Genomic DNA, 20,126 nt, shown 5'->3' with positions numbered 1-20,126 from the left:
GTGCGGTGGGTGGTACTGCGGCCCTGACTCGGCGTACCGAGTACGCCGGGTCAGGGCCGGGGGCCCCGCTAGGTCTTGCGGAGGCTGAGCACGCGCTGGACCGCCACGAAGATCAGCAGCAGCACGCCGATCACGATCTTGGTCCACCAGGAGCTGAGGGTGCCCTCGAACGTGATGATGGTCTGGATCAGACCGAGCACCAGCACGCCCAGCACGGAGCCGAGCACGAAGCCGGTGCCACCCGTCAGCAGCGTTCCGCCGATGACGACCGCCGCGATGGCGTCGAGCTCCATCGCTACGCCGGTCAGCGAGTAGCCCGACTGGGAGTACATGGCGAACAGCAGTCCGCCGAGCCCTGCGCACGTGCCGCTCACCACGTAGGCGAGCACCTTGGTGCGGGCCACGGGCAGCCCCATGAGCAGGGCGGACTGCTCACCACCGCCGACCGCGTACACCGTGCGGCCGAACCGCGTGAAGTGCAGCACCAGGAAGCCGGCGCCCACCACGATCAGCGCGATGAGCACGCCGGACGACATGCGCCATCCGCCGAAGATCTGCACCCAGGTAGCGAGCGAGACGAACGACGCTTCGTCGATGGCGATGGACTCCGGCGCGATGACGAAGCACAGGCCGCGCGCGAAGAACATGCCGGCGAGCGTCGCCACGAACGGCTGCACCTGGAAGTAGTGGACCATCACGCCGTGCGCCAGACCGATCACGGTCCCTGCGCCCACGGCGAGCGGGATCACCACGGCAGGCGGCCAGCCGGCCTGGAGCAGAGCCGCCGTGACCACGGTGGACAGCGCCAGCACAGAACCGACCGACAGGTCGATGCCGCCCGTGAGGATCACGAAGGTCATGCCGACCGCGAGCACGATCAGGTGCGCGTTGTTGATGAACAGGTTGGAGATCACGGCCGGCGAGACGAAGTTCTCGTACCTGCTGCCGCCCACGACGAGCATGAGCGCCAGCACCACGAACGTGCCCACCACCGGCAGGTAGCGGCGGTCCAGCCGGGTCGGGATCTTGAGTGCGCGTGGGGCGCGGGCGGGGGCCGACGTCGTCATCGGGCCTTCACCTCCGTCGAGTCGGGGCGCGCAGCGGACTGCGGCTCGGGCGGCGTCGTGGCGACCGGTCGGCGGGTGGCTGCCGTGAGCCGCTCCCGCATCCTCGGCGACTGCAGCAGCGTCACCGCGATGACGACCAGCGCCATGAACAAGGGCGTGACCAGCGGCGAGATGCCGACGACGGTCACCGTCCGCTCCAGGGTCGCGATGACGAGCGCGCCCACCAGGGTGCCCGACAGGTTGAACTTGCCGCCCGAGAGCGCCGTCCCGCCGATCACCACCGCGAGGATCGCGTCGAGCTCGATGAACAGGCCGGCGTTGTTGGCGTCGGCCGCCATGGTGTCGGCGCTGATGAGCAGGCCCGCCAGTCCGGCGAACAGGCCTGCCGCCGCGTACACGGTCCAGGTCAGCGTCTTGGACCGCACCCCGGAGAGCCTGCTGGCCGCCGGGTTGATACCCGTCGCCTCCAGGAGCATGCCGAGCGCGGTGCGCCGCACGACGAACGCGACGACGGCGAACACGCCGAACGCGAGGACCGCCGCGACGGGCAGCCCGAGCCAGAAGCCCGAGCCCAGCACCTTGAACGGTGCGCTGTTGACGGTGGTGATCATGCCGCCCGTGATGAGCATGGCGACGCCGCGGCCCGCCGTCATCAGGATGAGCGTGGCGATGATCGGCTGGATCCCCAGCACCGAGACCAGGAACCCGTTCCACACGCCCAGCACCAGGCACAGCGCCAGGGCCAGGCCGATGGCGGTGAGCACGGTCACGGGCGAGTCGGGGTTCGGCGACGACGCGATGTGCGACAGCGCCACCGCTCCCGAGACCGCGACCACCGCGCCGACCGAGAGGTCGATGCCGCGCGTGGCGATGACCAGCGTCATGCCGAGGGCGACGAGCAGGAGCGGTGCGGTGGTCCGGAGGATGTCGATCGGCGCACCGAACAGGTGGCCGTCCCGGACGGTGATGGCGAGGAAGCCGGGGCTGGCGACCGTGTTGGCGACCAGCAGGGCGACCAGGGCGGCCACCGGCCAGAACAGGTGGTGGCGAAGCAGGTTCGTCATGCTGCACCACCCCCGGCGATAAGGTCGACCACCTGGTCCATCGTGGCTCCTCCTCCGTCGATCTCCGCCACCTTGCGGCGGTCCCGCAGCACTGCGATGCGGTGGGATATGCGCAGCACCTCCTCGAGCTCCGCCGAGATGAAGACGACGGACATGCCGTCTGCGGCGAGGTCGGCCACGAGCTTCTGGATCTCGGCCTTGGCGCCGACGTCGATGCCGCGCGTGGGCTCGTCGAGGACGAGCAGCCGCGGAGCCGTGGCGAGCCAGCGCGCGAGCAGCACCTTCTGCTGGTTGCCCCCGGACAGGTTGCGCAGCAGCGCCTCCGGGTCGGCGGGCCGGATGCCGAGCTGCTCGATGTACGAGGCGACCAGCTCGTCCACCTGCTTGCGCGGCAGCGGCCGCATCCAGCCCCGCCGCGCCTGGAGGCCGAGCACGATGTTCTCCCGCACGGTCAGGCCGTCCACGACGCCCTCACCCTTGCGGTCCTCGGACGTGTAGGCGATGCCCAGGTCCATGGCCGCACGCGGTGTCCGCAGCCGGGCAGGCTTCCCCGCCATGCGGGTCTGGCCGGCGTCGGCCCGGTCGGCGCCCGTCAGCAGGCGCGCGAGCTCCGTGCGGCCCGAGCCGAGCAGCCCGGCCAGGCCCACCACCTCGCCCTCGTAGAGCTCGAGGTCGAACGGCTGCACGGAGCCCTTGCGGCCCAGGCCGACAGCCTGGAGCAGGGGGGTGGTGCCCGCCGGCCTGCCGGCACGTTCCACCACGTGCTCGGCGGCCTCCAGCACGTCCATCGAGCGGCCGATCATGTGCTGGACCAGCTCGTGCGTCGGCAGGTCCGCGGTGATGAACTCGCCCACGAGGCGGCCGTTGCGCAGCACGGTCATGCGGTCGGACACCTCGTAGACCTGGTCGAGGAAGTGGCTCACGAAGAGGATGGCCACGCCGTCGTCGCGCAGCGCGCGCATGACGGTGAACAGGTGCGCCACCTCGTCGGTGTCCAGGCTGGAGGTGGGCTCGTCGAGGATCAGCACCTTGCAGTCACCCACGGTGGCGCGGCAGATCGCGACGAGCTGCTGCACCGCGAGCGAGTGCGATCCGAGGGACGAGGCCGGGTCGATGCTCAGGCCCATCCGCTCCAGGTGCGTCGCCGCCTGACGGCGCATCGCCCGCCAGTGCAGGCCGCCCAGCCGGCGCGGCTCGGCGCCGAGCATGATGTTCTCCGCGACCGTGAGGTTCCCGCAGAGATTGACCTCCTGGTACACGGTGCTCACCCCGTGTGCCCTGGCGTCGGCGGGACCGGTGAACCGGCGCTCGACGCCGTCGACCCGGATCGTGCCCTCCGTCGGGGAGTGGATCCCCGTGAGGGCCTTGATCAGGGTGGACTTGCCCGCGCCGTTCTCGCCCATGAGGGCGTGGATCTCGCCGGGGCGCAGGTGGAGATCGACCCCGTCGAGGGCCTTCACCGGGGGGAACTCGACGCTGATGCCCGTCATCTCGACGACGGGCGGTGTTGTCTGCTGGGTCATCCTCGACCTTCTAACTCAGTCCCTTGGTCGTGGGCGTGATCGTTGCGCCCAGAACGGGCAGTCGCGACGATCACGCCCACGACCAAGAGGGCCAGCGGGGGGCGTCAGTACTCGCGCGTGGGCAGCGCTTCCTCGGCCGCGGCCTGGTCGAACGCCTCGTCCTTTACGACGATGCGCTTCTCGACCTCTTCGCCGGCGACGACCTTCTGCGCGATCTCCGCCAGGTCCGGACCGAGCAGCGGGTTGCACTCGACGATGTAGTTGATCTTGCCGTCGACGAGCGCCTGCATGCCGTCCTTGACGGCGTCGATGGTGACGATCTTGATGTCCTCGCCCGGTGTCATGCCGGCCGCCTCGATGGCCTCGATCGCACCGAGCCCCATGTCGTCGTTGTGCGCGAACACGAGGTCGATGTCGTCGTGCTTGTTGAGGAAGCCCTCCATGACGGTCTTGCCCTCGGCCCGCGTGAAGTTGCCCGTCTGGCTGTCGATGATCTCGACGTCCGAGCCTTCGATGGCCGACTCGAAGCCTTCCTTCCGGTCGATCGCCGGGGCGGCACCCGTGGTGCCCTGCAGCTCGACGGCCTGGTAGCCCTCGCCGTCGTACTGCTCGACGACCCACTCGCCGGCCATCTCCCCCTCCTTGACGAAGTCCGAGCCGATGAACGACTCGTAGAGGGTCTCGTCGCTCGAGTCGACGGCGCGGTCGGTGAGGATCACGGGGATCCCTGCCGACTTGGCCTCCTGGAGCACTGCGTCCCAGCCGGTCTCGACCACCGGGGAGAACGCGATGACGTCCACGCCCTGGGTGATGTAGGAGCGGATCGCCTGGATCTGGTTCTCCTGCTTCTGCTGCGCGTCGGAGAACTTGAGCTCGAAGCCGTTGTCCACGGTCAGCGTGTCCTGGATGGACTTCGTGTTCGCGGCGCGCCACCCGGACTCGGCGCCCACCTGTGAGAAGCCGAGGGTGATGACGCCGTCGTCGGCGCCGCCGCTGGTCTCGCCTCCGGCTGCCGGCTCACCACCCGCGTCCGAGGCGCAGGCGCCCAGCGCGAACAGCGAGACTACGGACACCGCGGCCAGAACGGTGCGGGTCAGGGTCGTGCGTGCCATGTCTCCTCCTTGAGATCCTGCACGGCTTCGTGCGAGGACTAGCGGCTATCTGCCCGCTCGAATGTTAGCGCTCACATGGGCTGGATTCATAGTGCGCGACGTCACGTTCCAGTAACGAGTCCGCCGCGTTTCGGCCTCGTGGCGTACCTGCTCCTGCTCGGTGCCCGTTCTGGCGGGACGCTCCGCCGTTCGGGGAACCTGCAAGCGGGCTGCATGTTTCTTGCAAGCGCGCGTCCCTACGTTGGGTCTCGGCGCTGACGGCGCCGCGTTCGACCGTCAGGTCGAGCCAGGACTCACCATCAGGAGGGCACTCATGCGGAGCACAGGAAGAATCGCGGCGGCTGTCGCAATCCTCGTCGGAGCCACGACGATGATCGCTGGACCGGCGCAGGCGCACACGGACAGCTTCAGCACGTCGTTCGTCGACGGAGCCGGCGCGATCAGCGACGACTGGGGTGATCACCGCGACGAGCTCGGTGGCGACCTGTGCCAAGGCTGTTCGAACTCGTCGAACACCGACATCGTCATCCTCTGGCAGTCGCTGCTCGCTGCCGAGGGCCTGCTGCCCTACTCGGGAGTCGACGGCTATTTCGGCTCCAACACCAAGAGGGCGACCGAGAACTGGCAGGACCGCTACGGCATCTCCTCGGACGGCAGGGTCGGCCGAAACACCTGGGACAAGGCCGACGACCAGCTGAGCTGGTCCTTCAGCGGGGTCGCTGTGCGCTACGAGGCGGGTGCGGGCCGAGGAGACGTGTTCTTCACCCGAGGTTCCGGCAGGGCCTACGTCGACGGGTCGTACGAGCTCGACCTGCTGCGCAGGGACTCCGGCGTGAAGAAGGGCTTCAGCGGAAGCCACCACGTCAACCTCAAGAGCCGTTCCATCACGATCGGTGCCACCTACTCGTAGGAGCGACGTCGTCGAGCCGGAGAGGCGCACCCGGGTGGGCCGTCCGTTCTGTGGGCGCGATCGTTGCGGCTTCCTGCCTGTTATAGGCGCAACGATCGCGCCCACGACCAAGGCTCCGCCTTGGGGTGGATCTCTTGCGTGGGTGTCCCGTGGTCTGCTAAGTCCGACAGAACCAGCACCCGCCCTCGAGGAGCCCTCATGGAACTCAGCCTCGCCGAGGAGTACCTGCTCCTCGCGCTCGACGACGTCTCGGGCCGACCGCTCCTCAGCGCACAGCACCTGCAGCTCGCGCTGGCCGGAGCCTCGGTCGCCGAGCTCACGCTGCAGGGTTCGCTCGACGTGTCGGACGGCGCGGACGGCGGGCGCAAGGGCCGGTTCCGCACGACCGGCCGGGCGACGCCGACGGACCCGCTGCAGCGCGAGGTCCTCGAGCTGATGCACGAGCGCAGGCCCAAGGACGCGATCCGCAAGATCGGGCAGGGCGGCTTCGCGAAGCGGCTGCGCGAGGCGCTGCAGCGCGGGCTGGCCGCACGCGGGGTGCTGCGCGAGGAGCAGGTCAAGATCCTCGGGCTGTTCCCCAGCACCGCCTGGCCGTCGACCGCCGCGCACTGAAGCGCCGCGCCAAGGAGATCGCTGAGTCGGAATGGGCCGGTGCCGCGGTGAAGCGCGCGATCGACGACGTCAACGCGGCCATGGTGGCGGCGACGGTGGCGGCGACGAGCGCCGCCACGGCGGGCAGCTAGCCGCCACCCCCCTCGTCGAGTGCGGGCTGCCTGTTGGCCAGACGGTCTTCTGGCGACGAGTAGCCCGCACTCGGCGAGGGGGTCCGGGTCAGAGGCCCTGGGCCACGCGGTAGTAGACCTGGTTCCAGCGGACCTGGTCGGCGAAGCCGCGGCGCGTGGTGTCCTCGTCGATGACGAGCAGCTCCGTGCGCGCGATGTTCGCGAAGACCTCGAACGCCTCGATGCCCGCCGCGGTCGACATGACGGTGTGGTGCGCGCCGCCTGCCGTCAGCCACGACTCCGCGGAGATCTCGAACGACGGTCGCGGCGCCCACATCGCGCGGGCGACCGGCAGCTTCGGCAGGTCGCGCGGCGGGGTGACGACGTCGACCACGTTGGCCGTCAGCCGGAACCGGTCCCGCATGTCGGCGAGCGACACGACGACGGCGCCCTCGACGGCGTCCGCCGAGAAGACCATGCGGACCGGGTCCTCCTTGCCGCCGATGCCGAGCGGGTGGATCTCGATCCGCGGCTTCGAGGTGGTCAGCGACGGGCAGACCTCCAGCATGTGCGCGCCGAGGATGAGCTCTGCGCCCGGGGTGAGGTCGTAGGTGTAGTCCTCCATGAGGCTCGCGCCCCCGGGGAGGCCTTCGCCCATCACCTTGGCGGCCCGGACGAGCACGGCCGTCTTCCAGTCGCCCTCCGCGCCGAAGCCGTAGCCCTGCTCCATGAGGCGCTGCACCGCGAGCCCGGGGAGCTGGCGCAGCGTGCCAAGGTCCTCGAAGTTGGTGGTGAACGCCTTGGCGCCCGCCGCCTCCAGGAACCCGAGCAGCGCGATCTCCTGGCGCGCGGCGTAGCGCAGGGAGTCGTGCCGCTCGCCGCCGGCCCGGAGCTCGGGGGCGACGTCGTACCTATCCTCGTACTCGGCCACCACCTTGTCGATGGCAGCTTCCTCGACGGCGTCGACGGCCGCGACCAGCTCGTTCACGCCGTGCGTGTTCACCGAGACGCCGAACCGCAGCTCGGCCTCGGTCTTGTCCCCCTCGGTGACGGCCACGTTGCGCATGTTGTCGCCGAAGCGGACGAGCTTGAGCTCGTGCGTCGCCGCCCAGCCGGCGGCGCCGCGCACCCAGGTGCCCACCCGGCGCGTGACCGCAGGGTTGGAGACGTGCCCCACCACCGTCGTCCGCGCGACGCCGAGGCGCGTGGCGATGTACGCGTACTCGCGGTCGCCGTGCGCGGCCTGGTTGAGGTTCATGAAGTCCATGTCGATGTCGTCCCAGGGGAGCTCGACATTCGCCTGCGTGTGCAGGTGCAGCAGCGGCTTGCGCAGCGCGTCCAGGCCCGCGATCCACATCTTGGCGGGACTGAAGGTGTGCATCCAGGTGACGACGCCCAGCACCTTGTCGTCACCGTTCGCGTCGAGCATGGCCCGGCGGATCGAGACCGAGTCCTTCAGGACGGGCTTCCACACGACCTTGACCGGCACGTCCGACGACGCGTCCAGCGCGCGGGCCACCTCCTGCGACTGCTCCGCGACCTGGGCAAGGGTCTCCTCGCCGTAGAGGTCCTGGCTCCCGGTGAGGAACCAGACCTCACGGTCCGCGTAGGGCTTGGTGCTCATGCCTGTCCTTCCGTGTTCTGTCCGGCCGTGTTCGATGCGGCGGTGCCCGACGGCGTCGTCGCGGGCTGGCCGTAGACGTTCTGGTAGCGGTCGTAGAGGGAGTCGATGTGCTGCTGCTCGATCGGGACGGGCTCGCCGAGCTGGCGGGAGACGTGCACCGTCCGGGCGACCTCCTCGACCATCACTGCCGCCTTGACGGCTGCGCGCGCGTCCTTGCCGATGGTGAACGGACCGTGGTTCCGCATCAGCACGGCGGGGCTGCGGTGACCCGCGAGGGTCTCGACGATGCCCCGGCCGATCGAGTCGTCGCCGATGATCGCGAACGGGCCGACGGGGACGGGCCCGCCGAACTCGTCGGCCATCATCGTCAGCACGCACGGCACCTCCTCGCCGCGCGCGGCCCACGCCGTCGCGTACGTGGAGTGCGTGTGCACCACGCCGCCCACCTCGGGCATGTGCCGGTACACGTAGGCGGCGGCCGCGGTGTCCGACGACGGCGCGCGCGTGCCGTCCACGAGGCTGCCGTCGAGGTCGCAGACGACCATGCCCTCGGGTGTCAGGTCGTCGTACGAGACGCCCGACGGCTTGATGACGAAGAGGTCGGCGCTGCCGTCCGGCACGTCCGGGTTCGGCACGCGCTGCGAGACGTTGCCCGCCGTCCAGACCACCAGGTCCCAGCGTGGCAGCTCGGCATGCAGGTCCGAGACGACGGTGCGGACGCGCGCCACCTCGTCCTGGACTGCCTGCGGGTAGTCGGTAAGGGCCTGCGTGGTCATCGGTCGTCCTCCTGCGTCGTGTCCCGGGTCCGGAGCGTCTCCACGGCGGCGCGCTCGATCGCGAGGCCCGCGCTGTAGCGCTCCAGGAAGGCGGAGAAGCCCGCCACGTCGTCGGCGTCGGGCTCGACGACGTCGAGCGCGGCATCCGCGAACACCTCGGCGCCGAGGTAGGCGCCCAGGTCCTGCTCGGGGGCGGTCGCGCCGTGTGCGGACGCCCGGTAGGCGGCGAGCAGCGCGATGCCCCAGGCACCGCCCTCGCCCGCCGTCCGGCCCACGGCCACCGGCGCGCCGAGCGCGGCGGCCAGCAGCCGCTGGGCCACGCCCTCCGTCTTGAACAGGCCGCCGTGCGCGAACATGGTGTCCAGCTCGACCTGCTCCTCGGCCAGCACGCGCATGCCGAGGCTCAGGGTGCCGAACACGCTGTAGACCTGCGTGCGCGCGAAGTTGCCGAGGGTGAGCCGGCTGTCGGGCGTGCGCGTGAACAGCGGGCGGCCGGCCTCGAGGCCGGTGATCGGCTCACCGGACAGGTAGTTGTACGCGAGCAGGCCGCCGCCATCGGCGTCGCCGTCCAGGGCGGACCGCAGCAGTGCCCCGAAGACGGCGCCCGGCTCGGCCGGCTGCCCGAGGGCGGACGCGAACTGGCCGAACAGCCCCGCCCAGGCGGCGAGCTCGCTGGCGCCGTTGTTGCAGTGCACCATCGCGACGAGATCGCCGGCCGGGGTGGTGACGAGATCCAGCTCCTCGTGCACGCGGTCCAGCGGCTTCTCCAGGACGACCATCGCGAAGATGCTGGTCCCCGCGCTGACGTTGCCGGTGCGGGGCGCCACGGAGCTGGTGGCGACCATGCCGGTCCCTGCGTCGCCCTCGGGCGGGCACAGCGGGATGCCCGGGCGGAGCGTGCCCGTCGGGTCCAGGAGCGCGGCGCCCTCCTCGGTCAGCGCACCGGCGTCGGCACCGGCGGGGAGGGCGCGCGGCAGCAGGTCGGCGATGCCCCGGCCCGGGCCGCGGTCGCCCACCAGCTCGTCGAGCTGGGCAAGCATCCGCTGGTCGTAGTCCTTCGTCGCCGGGTCGATCGGGAACATGCCGGAGGCGTCGCCGACGCCGAGCACCTGCTGCCCGGTCAGGCGCCAGTGCACGTAGCCGGCCAGCGTGGTGACGTGCCGTACCTGTGTCACGTGCGGCTCGGCGTCGAGGATCGCCTGATAGAGGTGGGCGACCGACCAGCGCAGCGGGATGTTGTGCCCGAACAGGCCGGTCAGCTCGGTAGCGGCGCGCTCGGTGCTGGTGTTGCGCCAGGTGCGGAACGGCACGAGCTGCTCGTCCGCCTCGTCGAACGCGAGGTAGCCGTGCATCATCGCCGAGACGCCGAGTGCGCCGACGGTGGTGAGCCGCACGCCGTACTGCCGCTCGACGTCGCGCAACAGCGCTGTCACCGAGTCCTGCAGGCCCGACCACACGGCGTCCAGCGAGTAGGTCCACGTGCCGTCGACGAGCTGGTTCTCCCAGTCGTGGCTGCCGCTCGCGAGCGGCGCGCCCGCCGGGCCGACGAGGCACGCCTTGATCCTGGTGGAGCCGAGCTCGATGCCGAGAGCGGTCCGCCCCTGCTCGATCGCCTCCCGGAGACCGGCGAGCCGTTCCGCTCCTTCGTCCTGCCGCTCCACCATCGTGGGCCGCTCCATCCTGCCCGCATCGTCGCGTGGCGTCGTTCGTGTCACCGTCGGTCGACCGTCACGGCAAGCCGTGGCCTGACCGCCCCCGGCGATGTTAGCGCTCACACGATACGTTACGACAACCGGGTAAGGACAGGTCCGCCTTGAGAACGACGTCGGGCACCGAACCGTGCCCGGTTCGGTGCCCGACGTCGTTCGGAGCGGACCTCAGGACCGGTGTGTCCTCAGCCGCGGGTCCACTGCTGGTTGGTGGCGCCGCTGCAGGCGTAGGTGATCACCGCGGCACCGTTCGCGGTGAAGCCGCCGTTGACGTCCAGGCACTCGCCGGTCGCGCGCGACCGGACGGTCACATGGCCGCCCGACGCCGCGACGACCGACCACTGCTGGTTCGTCCCCGACCCACAGCCCTCCTGGGTCACGGTCGTGGCGTTCTCCTGCACGCAGAGCGCGCTGTGCCGGGCCACGAGGTTGTGGTAGCCGCCGCCCGCGTTCCGGAACCAGAACCGCTGGTTCCCGCCGCCGTTGCAGTCGTACTGCTTGATCTGGGCGCCCGCGGCGTTCGACTGGCTGGTCACGTCCGCGCACCTGCCGGAGTGCCGCGCGGTGAGCGACTCGAACGGTCCACCTTGCCCTGTGACGGTTCCCGCCGCCGCGTCGATGGAGAGCTCCGGGTAGTAGTCGAACGACATCGAGGTCGACGTGGGGAACGTGATCGGCGCCCACACGTAGCGCGAACCGTTCACGTTGCTGCCGATGGAGTTGCCCCAGCGGTCACCCAGATACAGGTACGACGTGCCGGACGTGCCCTGCACCGGCAGCACGAACGTGGTCTGCGAGCCGTATCCGCTGGAGTCGCCCGCGTTCCGCATGGCTGACCAGCCGGACGCCAGGCTGCCGCTGGTCGCGTACTTCTGCTGGTTCGGGTTCCAGCCCGTGGCCCCGGAGGTCAGCATGAAGTACGTGCCACCGCGCTTGAACAGGGCGGGCGCCTCACGGTGGCCGCCGGGCCACGGGTTCGCGACGAGCGTCGCCACGTCCGTGTAGTCGCTGGTGAGCCGGTAGATGTGCAGGTCATAGTTCTCGTTAGCGGCCGAGTACATGTAACCGGTCCCGTCGGTGTCGACGAACACGCCGATATCGCGGGACATGTGCCCGAGCGGCCGGAAGCTGCGCTGGTACGTGTAGTCGCCGTCCACGGTGTCGCTCACGGCGACCGCCGCCCGCGCCTCGGAGTAGTCGCTGCCGTTCTCCTTGTGCATCCACATGACGAACTGGCCGGTGGCCTCGTTGTACATCACCTTGGGCCGCTCGATGTTGGCCACGGCCAGCTCCGGGTGGCTGGCCTCGGTGAGCACGTGGTTCCGGAACTCCCAGTGCACGAGGTCCGTGGAGCGATAGGCCGACACGTACCGGAAGGTGTTGTCCTCGTTCCGGTTCTCGCCGAACCAGTAGTAGTACTGACCCACCTTGACCACCCCGCCGCCGTGGGCGTGCAGCGGATCGCCGGCCGTGTCGGTGAACTGGGTGGCGTTGACCACCGTCTCGGGCGAGGCCTGGGCGGAGACCGCGCCGACGGCCGGCGCCAGTACGCAGGTCAGGGCAGCGAGGGCAGCAAGAAGACGCCTCACGGGGACCACACTCCTTCATCGCGGTGCAGGGTTCGGGGGCAGTGCAGGCGGTGCAGGCGGTCAGCCGTCGACGGTGAAGCCTTGCTCCTCGCCGTACCGGACGTTCTCCGCCTGCCATTCGGAGAGGCCGTCCAGCAGCGATGTCCTGTCGAGGTAGGCCTGACCTACGGTGTCCGAGAAGATGCTGTTCGCGTACGACTGCCACGGCAGGTAGCTCCAGCCCTCGACGACGTCGTCCGCACCGGCCGCGAGCACCTCGTTGATCTTCTGACCGCCGAAGTACTCGGACTCGTAGCCCAGGAACTCCTCGGAGCCCAGCTCCGCGACGGTTGCCGGGAACCCGCCCGTCTCCATGAACACGCGGATGCTCTCCGGGTCGCTGTTGAGCCACTTGAGGAAGCCCGCGGCGAGCACCTTGTCGTCGGCACCGGCCGGGATGACGTCCGCCGAACCGCCGTTCTCGGCGTTGACCGGAGTGCCGTCGTAGGTCGGCATCGGGGCGATCCGCCACGCGCCGTCACCGTCCGGCACACCGTCCTCGAAGATGCCGGGCATCCAGGCGCCCACGACCATCGAGGCGATCGTGCCGTCCCCGAGCGCCTGGTACCACTCGTCGCTCCAGCCGGTGATGTCCGACATCAGCTCCTCGTCGATCAGCTGCTGATACGTCTCGGCCCACCGAGTCGTGCCTTCGTCGGCGAGGTCGATCGTGACGGTGTCACCTTCCACCTGGAACGGCTTGCCGCCGGCCTGCCAGATCATCGACGTGACGGTGCCCGGGCCGTTCCCGTCGTCGTTGAAGAGGACCTTGTCGGGATCTGACTTCTTCAGCTTCCGCGCCTGCTCGACGTACTCGTCCCAGGTCTTCGGCACCACGAGGTCGTTCTCCTCGAAGACCTCGGCGTTGTAGAACAGCGCCATCGGACCGGAGTCCTGGGGCAGGCCCCAGAGACCATCACCCAGAGCCACTGAACCCCAGGTCGACGGCGTGTACAGGTCCTCGAGCTCGCCGAGGCCGTACCCGGTCACGTCGGTCAGCTGGCCGGGGAGCTGGAACTGCGGCACCGACTGGTACTCCAGCTGGGCCACGTCAGGGATGCCCTTGTCCGCTGCTATCGCGTTCTGCAGCCCCGTGTTGTGCTCCTCGGCGCCCTGCGTGTCCGTGAGGTTCACGGTCATGTTCGGGTACGCCTTCTCGAAGGCCTCGATCTGCTTCTCGGCCTGCGGCGTCCAGGTCCAGTAGTCGATGATGCCGCCCTCCTCGAGAGCGGCCTCGATCTCCTCGGCGGTCGCTCCCTCGTCGGGTTCCCCTCCGCCGCCGCCACCCCCAGAGCAGGCTGCGAGGCTGCCGGCCAGCACGGCGGCCATGGCGCCCGCCGCGATCCGGCCGTTACGTGTGATGCTCATGATTCCTCCTCCTTGAGGTAGTTCGTCTTGAAGCCGCTCATCCCTTTACGCCTCCGGCGCTCAGGCCGGACTGCCAGTAGCGCTGCAGCAGCAGGAACGCCGCGACGATCGGCAGGATGGTCAGCACCGAACCCGTGATGACCAGGTGGAACACCGGCGTGGCGCCCACCCCGGTCGCATCGGCGTTCCAGCTAGCTAGCCCGATCGCGAGGGGGAACAGGTTCCGGTCCGAGAGCATGATCAGCGGCAGGAAGTAGTTGTTCCACGTCGCGACGATCGCGAACAGCGCGACCGTCACGATGCCGGGCGCGAGCAGCCGCAGCGAGATGGTGAAGAAGGTGCGCCACTCCCCCGCTCCGTCGACCCGGGCGGCCTCGAGCAGCTCGGTCGGTATCGCCTCCGTGGCGAACACCCACATCAGGTACAGCCCGAACGGGGAGACCAGGGTGGGCAGGATCACCGACCACATCGTGTTCGTCAGCCCGAGCTGGCTGAACATGAGGAACGTCGGCACGGCGAGCGCCGCGCCGGGAACGGCGACGGCGCCGATGACGGTGGCGAAGACCGCCGAACGCCCCCGGAACCGGTACTTCGCCAGGCCGTAGCCCCCGAGCGTCGCCAGGAGCGTGGCACCGCCTGCGCCCGCGACGACGTAGACCACCGTATTGCCGAACCAGCGGACGAAGACGCCGTCCTGATAGGTGAGCACCGCCGCGATGTTGTCGAAGAGCGCGAACGGCCCCGCCGGCCAGAGGCCGAAGGAGTCGGCGAGCGCCTCCTGCGTCTTGGTGGAGCTGACGAGCAGCCACCAGAGCGGTGCCAGCGAGTAGACGACCAGCCCTGCCATCAGCAGGGTGAGGACCACGGACTTGCGCGGCCGCGAGAAGGAGTGCGCCATCAGCTGTCCCTCCTGGTGCCACGGAGCTGGACCACGTAGGCGATCGCGGCGGTCAGCACGCCCATGATGATCGCGACGGTCGCCGCGTAGTTGACCTGCTGGCCAAGGAAGCTGAGGTTGTAGGCGTACATGTTGGGCGTGTAGGACGACGAGATGAGCGTCGGCGCGAGCACCTTGAGGATGTTCGGCTCGTTGAACAGCTGGAAGCTGCCGATGATCGAGAAGATGGTCGCGATCACGAGCGCCCCGCGCAGGGCCGGTAGCTTCACCGCCCTGATCACCCGCCACTGCCCGGCGCCGTCGATCGCCGCCGCCTCGTAGAGCTCGCCGGGGACGGTGCGCAGCGCCGAGTACAGGATGAGCATGTTGTAGCCCACGAACTCCCACGTCACGATGTTGCCGATCGCGACGAGCATCCATTCCCTGGAGAAGGGAGTGAGGACCTGCGAGCCCGCCGCCTCGTTGATCCAGCCGACCAGCCCGATCCGGTCGCCGTACAGGAAGCCCCACATCAGGACGGCGACGACGCCGGGTACCGCGTAGGGCACGAACAGCGCGATCCGCGTGAAGCGCTTCCCGAAGAGGCGGCCGCTGTCGATCACGAGCGCGGCGGCCAGGGCCACTGCGAGCATGATCGGCACCTGCACCACCAGGAACAGGAGCACCCGGCCGGTGCCGTCCCAGAACTTCGGGTCGGTGAACGCGGCGGAGTAGTTCGCCAGCCCCACGAACTGGTTGCCGCCCATGAGCTGGTTGCGGAACAGGCTGAGGTACAGCGAGTAGAGCACCGGAGCGAGGAACGCGAAGGCGAACGCCACCATGAACGGCGCGACGAAGGTCCAGCCTGCCGCGGAGACGCGGCGGCTCGGTGGGCGGCGACCAGGCACTGGCGCACCCCTTTCCCCGGACCACAGTGTCCGGAATCACCTGGACTTCGATGTCCTGGAACACGCAGGGCAACGCTGCCCGGCGACGGAATGTGAACGTAAACATCTCCGTGCGCGGTGACTCTGCCACCCCGGCAGAAGGCTGTCAACGGCCCCGGCCACAGGGCGGGACAGCCCGGGGCAGGCCGTCGGGAGGAGCCGGTGCAGCCGGGCCGGTCAGCCCAGCGGGACGTTCCCGCCGAGCAGCGCCCAGGCCATCACTCCGGTGTCCTGCCCGACCTCGACCGCGCAGTGCGCCGCGTACGCGAGCCAGACAGAACCGCTCCGAGCGCGCACCCAGCCCAGCAGCAGGCCGACGATCCCCGTGCTCAGCACCGCAACGGGATCCACGACGAACCCGTCTGCGGTGAGCACGAAGCCGTGCCACAGCCCGAACCACAGCGCCGTCAGGACGAGCCCCCAGCCGACGTCCGCGCCGAGAAACCGCCACGGCGTTCCGCAGGCCCGGTCGAGCACGGCCAGCATCGCACCCCGCACGAGCAGCTCCTCGACGAGGTTGGGGTGACCGACGTCGAACAGGAACCGCTCGGTGTCCATCGGGGTAGGTGGCGCACCGGCGTCGGCAAGGCTCCACAGCGAGAGGAGGGCGAACCCGCCGAACAGCCCCACCACCACCCAGCCCGCCGGCCGCCAGCCGGCCCGCAGCCGGAGGCCGAGACCCGCCTCCTCGCGCGCCCACGGCCCGAGCGCCAGGAAGAGGGCGACCAGCCAGAGCAGCTCGACGGTCTTGCCCTGCCAGTTCCACTCGAGCAAGTTCCACTCGAGCCCGGTGCCGAAGACCTCGGGCAGGCCGTGCGCCCACCGGCTGCACGCGATCAGGACGGCCAGCACCGCCACGACCCGCAGGGCGCCTGGTCGGCGCCACAGCGCCACGGCCAGGAGCGGCCCGACGACGGCGAGCGTGATCGCGGTGTCGGCCAGGCCGATGGCGCCGGACCGCAGGACCGCCACAGGCCCGGCCACCACGCCCACCAGGACCGTTGCGACGGCCAGGACCATGAGGACCGGCCCGGCCCAGCGCCAGGTGTCCACGGGCCCCACCCGGACGGCAGGGACGCTCTGCGGTGGGCTCGTGCTCATTCCTGGGGGTCCCTTCAGCGTCGTGGCGCGGCAGCGCTCCGGCGCACCACCAGCTCGGGTGCGATCAGCTCCGCCCCAGGCGTGCCACCGTCGACCGCCGCGAGGAGCAGGGCAACGCTCCGCCGGCCGAGGTCGACGAACGGCTGGCGCACGGTCGTCAGCGGGGGGATGAAGTGGCCAGAGCCGTCGACGTCGTCGAACCCGACCACCGAGACGTCGTCGGGCACCGAGACGCCGCACTCCCAGAACGCCCGGAGCAGACCGAGGGCGAGCTGGTCGTTGGCGGCGAAGACCGCCGTCGGGCCGGAGCCGGCCTTGACCCGCTGCGCCAGGTCCAGGCCCACCATGTAGCCGCGGTCCGCGGTCCAGCCCGCCACCACCGGACCGAGGACCGGAAGGCCGTGCTCGGTGAGGACCGCGCGCCAGGACTCCTCGCGCTCGACGGCGTCCAGCCAGTCCGGCGGACCTGCGACGTGCAGGATCCGCTGGTGTCCCAGCCCGATCAGGTGCTCGACGGCGAGCCGCGCCCCGGCTCGCTGGTCCACGGCCAGCGGGATGGTCGGCACGTCGGGCTTCAGGTCTCGGGCCGCGATGATGACCACGGGCACCGGGGCCTGGAACGACTCCACCGCGTCGGCGACGTCGGTGTGCGGCGCGATGACCACGATGCCCTCGACCGCCTGGTCCATGAAGTGCTCGAGAGCCTTGTGCATGGTCTCGGCGTCGTACCGGCGCAGCGTGGCGACGCTGACGTACCAGCCCTGCTCACGCGCGGCCTCCTCGACGGCGATCAGGGTGCTCGACGGGCCGAACAGCGGCGAGCCGGTGGTGACCACGCCCACGGTGGTCGATCGCGCGGTGACCAGGGCACGCGCCGCGCTGTTGCGGCGGTACCCGAGCTCGGCGATCGCCTCCAGCACCTTCTCCCGCGTCGCCGGGCGCACGCTCCGGTGCCCGTTGAGGACACGTGAGACGGTCTGGTGGGACACGCCGGCGAGCGCGGCGACGTCGGCCATGGCCGGCGGCCGCGTCGTCGCGGGTCGAGAGATGGTCACGGAAGGAATCATCCACCCAGCTCGTCGGCGCGGTCACGCGCGGCGGTCGCGGCCGCCAGGAACGAGGCACGCACCCCGCCGTCGTCCAGCGTTCGGAGGGCGGCCGCCGTGGTGCCGCCGGGCGAGGTGACCTTCTCCCGCAGCAGGACGGGGTGCTCCCCCGACTCGTCCATGAGCCGGGACGCGCCGAGCAGGGTCTGGACCGCGAGGCGGCGCGCGACGTCCCGCGTCAGGCCGAGGAGCACGCCCGCCTCGGCCAGCGCGTCGGCGACGTAGAAGATGTACGCCGGTCCGGACCCGGAGATCGCCGACACGGCGTTCAGGTCCTTCTCTGCAGCGCGGACCACAGCGCCCGTGCCGGAGAACAGGTGCTCGACCGCCTCGAGGTCGGCGTCCGTCGCGCCCCGGCCGGGCGCGATCGCGGTGATACCCGCGCCGATGGCGGCGGGCGTGTTGGGGACCGCCCGCACGACGGGGACGCCGGCGGGCAGCCGCTGCTCGTAGAACGCCGCGGGGTGGCCTGCCGCGACGGTGACCACCACGGCCTGAGGGTCGATCGCGGACGCGATCTCGTCGAGCAGGGCTCCGACGTCCTTCGGCTTCACCCCCACGAGGACGAGGCCTGCGCCCCGGACCGCCGCCACGTTGTCGCTCGTGGTGGCCACCCGGTAGGTCTCACGCAGGCGCTGTGCCTTGGCCTCGGTCCGCACGGTGGCGACGACGTCGGAGGCCGCCCAGCCCGCCGACAGCGCGCCCGCGAGCACCGCCTCGCCCATGTTCCCGGCCCCGAGGACCGCAAGTCGCTGGTTCACGGCGCTATTGTCCCCCGCGCCGCTCGGGCCGCTGGACGGCCGCCGCTCGGGCCAGGCCGAGACCCGTCACAGCGGGAAGGCCGCGTAGAAGTCCTCCATCGTGTCGGCCGGGCCGGTCGCCTGCATCACGGCGGTCCCGTTCTGCCAGACCGCGACGGCCCTGCCATCCTCGGCAGGCATGATCGCGTACTGCCCGACCACCTTCTTGCCGACCTTGACGTCGCCCTCACGCTCGGCCTCGCCCGCTGCCTCGATCCAGGCCGTCGCGGCCTGAGCCGCCTCGTCCGACGTCGCCCACTGGCCCGCCTGGAGCGTCACCTCGCCGGAGCCGCCGTCCGAGTACTCGGCGGTCCACGCCTCGAGCGCGTCCTGTTCTTCCCTGATCTCCTTGGCCTCGGCGATGGAGCCGAGCGCGAACTGGAGCACGGTCGACGGGAGCGCCTTCTGGAAGGCCGTCTCGTCACCGCTGCGGTCCATCGCCTTGACCGTTGGAGTCGGCACCGGCGCCGTGACGGTCACCGTGGGAACGGGCTGCGGGGTCGCCTCGGCCCGCATGAAGCCGGGCCATACGAGACCACCGACGAGCACCACGGCGAGCACGAGCACGAGCAGGCCCACGAACACCACGAGGCGACGACGCCGGTACACGGCGGGCGAAGCCTTCCGCGCGCCCGGCGTGGCCACCGATGCTGTCGCACCGGTGCGCGGTGAGTTCACGCGCTGGTCGGTCATGGCTGGCTCCCCCGTGCTCTGTCCACCGGGTATGTCACGGTGGCTCAGTTGGCACCTTATGGTGCGGCACTGACATCCGGGGGTAGGCACGCCCGGGAAGGGCCGGTGCGGCGCTCCGCCGGCCGGACGACCAGGGCCGCGCCGTCGCCTGGCACAACGGGAGCAGCACCGCGAACGCTGCCGCGGAGACGGCGCACGCGGCGAGCAGGCCTCCGGTATAGGCGGTGAGACCACCGGCCCACGGCAGGCCCGTCCAGGTGTGCCCCTCTGTCGCCGCGGCGGCCAGGACGGAGAGCCCCGCCGTCGGCACCGCTACGACACCGAGGACCGTGGTGACCAGCCACGTCGAGAAGTCGGCCCGGTCGGCCGGGTCGCCGCCGGTCCGGTCGGCCCATCCCCGGGGCGCCGCTGCGCACACCAGCGCAGTCCATGCCACCACCACGAGAACCGCCGCGACGACGTCGGACGGGCGGTGCCAGCGGTCGCCGAGCGTCGCGAGGCCGATCCCGCAGGCGGCGACGGCTCCGGCGAACGCCGTCAGCGGCCGCCAGCCGCGCGGCGTGACGAGGAGCAGCGCCGCCCAGGCCGCGACCACGACGGTGACGTGACCGCTCGGCAGGGTGTTGATGTCCCGGTTCCACTCGCCGACGAGTCCCGTGCGGTGGAACACCCCGTCCTTGATCACCTGTGTGGTCACGTTCGACCCGATGATCACGACGGCGGCCAGACCCGCGGCAACCCATCGCCGGCGCAGCAGCCCGATCCCGCACACCAGGCCGAGCCCGGTCAGGAGCCATGGCAGCGAGCCGAGCAGCAGCACGGGCTCCACCAGGGGGTTGACGACGTCCTGGAACCGGTCCGCGGTCTCGAAGACACGCTCTTCGACCCGCTGCCCCGGCCACGTGGCCACCATCGCCCACCAGACGAGCCAGGTCCCCACCGCTGCCCCCATGGCCACGACGAGGCCTGCCGCGCGGGCCGCGCGACGGGCCGTGGAGCTCTGGGACTTCATGGGGTCGGGACCGGTGCGCGCGATGCTTCGCGGCTCACCCGGTTCCCGTCGGAGACCAGCATGGACGCAAGGTACCCCGCCCGTGTG

Annotated in this window: 18 protein-coding genes; 2 read left to right on the top strand and 16 right to left on the bottom strand. The window is 70.6% G+C overall.

Annotation, left to right across the window (positions count from 1 at the left end):
- Nucleotides 1-68 precede the first annotated feature (68 nt).
- The 4 genes from yjfF to APR04_RS27410 all read right to left on the bottom strand — a co-directional run bounded on the left by yjfF (nucleotide 69) and on the right by APR04_RS27410 (nucleotide 4,766).
- A complete protein-coding gene (yjfF, locus tag APR04_RS27425) occupies nucleotides 69-1,067 on the bottom strand; it encodes a galactofuranose ABC transporter, permease protein YjfF (protein WP_253877100.1) in 999 nt (332 codons plus the stop codon).
- Nucleotides 1,064-2,131 carry an ABC transporter permease gene (locus APR04_RS27420; RefSeq protein ID WP_253877098.1) on the bottom strand — a complete coding sequence of 356 codons (1,068 nt, stop codon included), beginning with the start codon at nucleotides 2,129-2,131 and terminating at the stop codon, nucleotides 1,064-1,066. The genes yjfF and APR04_RS27420 overlap by 4 nt, the downstream gene beginning before the upstream one ends.
- Nucleotides 2,128-3,654, bottom strand: coding sequence for a sugar ABC transporter ATP-binding protein (locus tag APR04_RS27415; RefSeq protein ID WP_253877096.1), 1,527 nt, complete (start codon nucleotides 3,652-3,654; stop codon nucleotides 2,128-2,130). Before APR04_RS27415 ends, APR04_RS27420 begins: the two co-directional genes overlap by 4 nt.
- A gap of 104 nt (nucleotides 3,655-3,758) precedes the next feature.
- A complete protein-coding gene (locus APR04_RS27410) occupies nucleotides 3,759-4,766 on the bottom strand; it encodes an ABC transporter substrate-binding protein (RefSeq protein ID WP_253877094.1) in 1,008 nt (335 codons plus the stop codon).
- 313 nt (nucleotides 4,767-5,079) lie between these two features.
- Here APR04_RS27410 and APR04_RS27405 point away from each other — a divergent pair, with 313 nt between their 5' ends.
- Together APR04_RS27405 and APR04_RS27400 are read left to right on the top strand one after the other, a co-directional pair.
- The gene (locus tag APR04_RS27405; RefSeq protein WP_253877092.1) at nucleotides 5,080-5,676 is read left to right on the top strand and encodes a peptidoglycan-binding domain-containing protein; all 597 of its coding nucleotides are present in this window, start codon (nucleotides 5,080-5,082) and stop codon (nucleotides 5,674-5,676) included.
- A 198-nt stretch (nucleotides 5,677-5,874) separates the two neighbouring features.
- Nucleotides 5,875-6,288, top strand: a complete 414-nt coding sequence (locus tag APR04_RS27400) for a GOLPH3/VPS74 family protein (RefSeq protein ID WP_253877083.1) — start codon at nucleotides 5,875-5,877, stop codon at nucleotides 6,286-6,288.
- A 219-nt stretch (nucleotides 6,289-6,507) separates the two neighbouring features.
- Here the strand turns inward: APR04_RS27400 and araA are convergent, their stop codons facing one another.
- The 12 genes from araA to APR04_RS27340 form a co-directional block, all read right to left on the bottom strand.
- Nucleotides 6,508-8,022: an L-arabinose isomerase gene (araA, locus tag APR04_RS27395; protein WP_253877081.1), complete on the bottom strand. Its 1,515-nt coding sequence runs from the start codon at nucleotides 8,020-8,022 to the stop codon at nucleotides 6,508-6,510.
- On the bottom strand, nucleotides 8,019-8,798 hold the full coding sequence (locus tag APR04_RS27390) for an L-ribulose-5-phosphate 4-epimerase (protein ID WP_253877079.1): 780 nt from the start codon (nucleotides 8,796-8,798) through the stop codon (nucleotides 8,019-8,021). Before APR04_RS27390 ends, araA begins: the two co-directional genes overlap by 4 nt.
- On the bottom strand, nucleotides 8,795-10,462 hold the full coding sequence (locus APR04_RS27385; RefSeq protein ID WP_253877158.1) for a xylulokinase: 1,668 nt from the start codon (nucleotides 10,460-10,462) through the stop codon (nucleotides 8,795-8,797). Before APR04_RS27385 ends, APR04_RS27390 begins: the two co-directional genes overlap by 4 nt.
- A 230-nt stretch (nucleotides 10,463-10,692) precedes the next feature.
- Nucleotides 10,693-12,096: an RICIN domain-containing protein gene (locus APR04_RS27380; RefSeq protein ID WP_253877077.1), complete on the bottom strand. Its 1,404-nt coding sequence runs from the start codon at nucleotides 12,094-12,096 to the stop codon at nucleotides 10,693-10,695.
- Nucleotides 12,097-12,156: 60 nt separating this feature from the next.
- Nucleotides 12,157-13,503 (bottom strand): ABC transporter substrate-binding protein, encoded by a 1,347-nt coding sequence (locus tag APR04_RS27375; protein ID WP_253877075.1) that lies wholly within the window; start codon nucleotides 13,501-13,503, stop codon nucleotides 12,157-12,159.
- A 37-nt stretch (nucleotides 13,504-13,540) separates the two neighbouring features.
- Nucleotides 13,541-14,401: a carbohydrate ABC transporter permease gene (locus APR04_RS27370; RefSeq protein ID WP_253877072.1), complete on the bottom strand. Its 861-nt coding sequence runs from the start codon at nucleotides 14,399-14,401 to the stop codon at nucleotides 13,541-13,543.
- Nucleotides 14,401-15,222 (bottom strand): carbohydrate ABC transporter permease, encoded by an 822-nt coding sequence (locus APR04_RS27365; RefSeq protein WP_253877156.1) that lies wholly within the window; start codon nucleotides 15,220-15,222, stop codon nucleotides 14,401-14,403. Before APR04_RS27365 ends, APR04_RS27370 begins: the two co-directional genes overlap by 1 nt.
- A gap of 282 nt (nucleotides 15,223-15,504) precedes the next feature.
- Nucleotides 15,505-16,428: a CPBP family intramembrane glutamic endopeptidase gene (locus APR04_RS27360; RefSeq protein ID WP_253877070.1), complete on the bottom strand. Its 924-nt coding sequence runs from the start codon at nucleotides 16,426-16,428 to the stop codon at nucleotides 15,505-15,507.
- A 14-nt stretch (nucleotides 16,429-16,442) separates the two neighbouring features.
- Complete coding sequence (locus APR04_RS27355; protein WP_253877154.1) at nucleotides 16,443-17,444, bottom strand: LacI family DNA-binding transcriptional regulator; 1,002 nt, start codon at nucleotides 17,442-17,444, stop codon at nucleotides 16,443-16,445.
- 47 nt (nucleotides 17,445-17,491) lie between these two features.
- Nucleotides 17,492-18,295, bottom strand: coding sequence for a pyrroline-5-carboxylate reductase (gene proC, locus APR04_RS27350; RefSeq protein WP_308292399.1), 804 nt, complete (start codon nucleotides 18,293-18,295; stop codon nucleotides 17,492-17,494).
- A 66-nt stretch (nucleotides 18,296-18,361) separates the two neighbouring features.
- Nucleotides 18,362-19,027: a hypothetical protein gene (locus tag APR04_RS27345; protein ID WP_253877062.1), complete on the bottom strand. Its 666-nt coding sequence runs from the start codon at nucleotides 19,025-19,027 to the stop codon at nucleotides 18,362-18,364.
- Between the two features lie 34 nt (nucleotides 19,028-19,061).
- Nucleotides 19,062-20,039 carry a phosphatase PAP2 family protein gene (locus APR04_RS27340; protein WP_253877060.1) on the bottom strand — a complete coding sequence of 326 codons (978 nt, stop codon included), beginning with the start codon at nucleotides 20,037-20,039 and terminating at the stop codon, nucleotides 19,062-19,064.
- Nucleotides 20,040-20,126 lie beyond the last annotated feature (87 nt).

This window comes from Promicromonospora umidemergens, from assembly GCF_024171995.1.
Lineage (GTDB): Bacteria > Actinomycetota > Actinomycetes > Actinomycetales > Cellulomonadaceae > Promicromonospora > Promicromonospora umidemergens.
Note: the sequence above shows the minus strand (reverse complement) of the source record. Positions and strands in the feature narration are given on the sequence as shown.

Excerpts from the sequence above, each read along its gene's own strand:
- APR04_RS27420 (WP_253877098.1), bottom strand. The coding sequence starts at position 2,131 with ATGACGAACCTGCTTCGCCACCACCTGTTCTGGCCGGTGGCCGCCCTG.
- APR04_RS27345 (WP_253877062.1), bottom strand. The coding sequence starts at position 19,027 with ATGACCGACCAGCGCGTGAACTCACCGCGCACCGGTGCGACAGCATCG.
- APR04_RS27360 (WP_253877070.1), bottom strand. The coding sequence starts at position 16,428 with ATGAGCACGAGCCCACCGCAGAGCGTCCCTGCCGTCCGGGTGGGGCCC.
- yjfF (WP_253877100.1), bottom strand. The coding sequence starts at position 1,067 with ATGACGACGTCGGCCCCCGCCCGCGCCCCACGCGCACTCAAGATCCCG.
- APR04_RS27415 (WP_253877096.1), bottom strand. The coding sequence starts at position 3,654 with ATGACCCAGCAGACAACACCGCCCGTCGTCGAGATGACGGGCATCAGC.
- APR04_RS27375 (WP_253877075.1), bottom strand. The coding sequence starts at position 13,503 with ATGAGCATCACACGTAACGGCCGGATCGCGGCGGGCGCCATGGCCGCC.
- APR04_RS27390 (WP_253877079.1), bottom strand. The coding sequence starts at position 8,798 with ATGACCACGCAGGCCCTTACCGACTACCCGCAGGCAGTCCAGGACGAG.
- APR04_RS27340 (WP_253877060.1), bottom strand. The coding sequence starts at position 20,039 with ATGAAGTCCCAGAGCTCCACGGCCCGTCGCGCGGCCCGCGCGGCAGGC.
- araA (WP_253877081.1), bottom strand. The coding sequence starts at position 8,022 with ATGAGCACCAAGCCCTACGCGGACCGTGAGGTCTGGTTCCTCACCGGG.
- APR04_RS27385 (WP_253877158.1), bottom strand. The coding sequence starts at position 10,462 with ATGGTGGAGCGGCAGGACGAAGGAGCGGAACGGCTCGCCGGTCTCCGG.
- APR04_RS27400 (WP_253877083.1), top strand. The coding sequence starts at position 5,875 with ATGGAACTCAGCCTCGCCGAGGAGTACCTGCTCCTCGCGCTCGACGAC.
- APR04_RS27370 (WP_253877072.1), bottom strand. The coding sequence starts at position 14,401 with ATGGCGCACTCCTTCTCGCGGCCGCGCAAGTCCGTGGTCCTCACCCTG.
- APR04_RS27405 (WP_253877092.1), top strand. The coding sequence starts at position 5,080 with ATGCGGAGCACAGGAAGAATCGCGGCGGCTGTCGCAATCCTCGTCGGA.
- APR04_RS27355 (WP_253877154.1), bottom strand. The coding sequence starts at position 17,444 with ATGGCCGACGTCGCCGCGCTCGCCGGCGTGTCCCACCAGACCGTCTCA.
- APR04_RS27365 (WP_253877156.1), bottom strand. The coding sequence starts at position 15,222 with ATGGTGGCGTTCGCCTTCGCGTTCCTCGCTCCGGTGCTCTACTCGCTG.
- APR04_RS27410 (WP_253877094.1), bottom strand. The coding sequence starts at position 4,766 with ATGGCACGCACGACCCTGACCCGCACCGTTCTGGCCGCGGTGTCCGTA.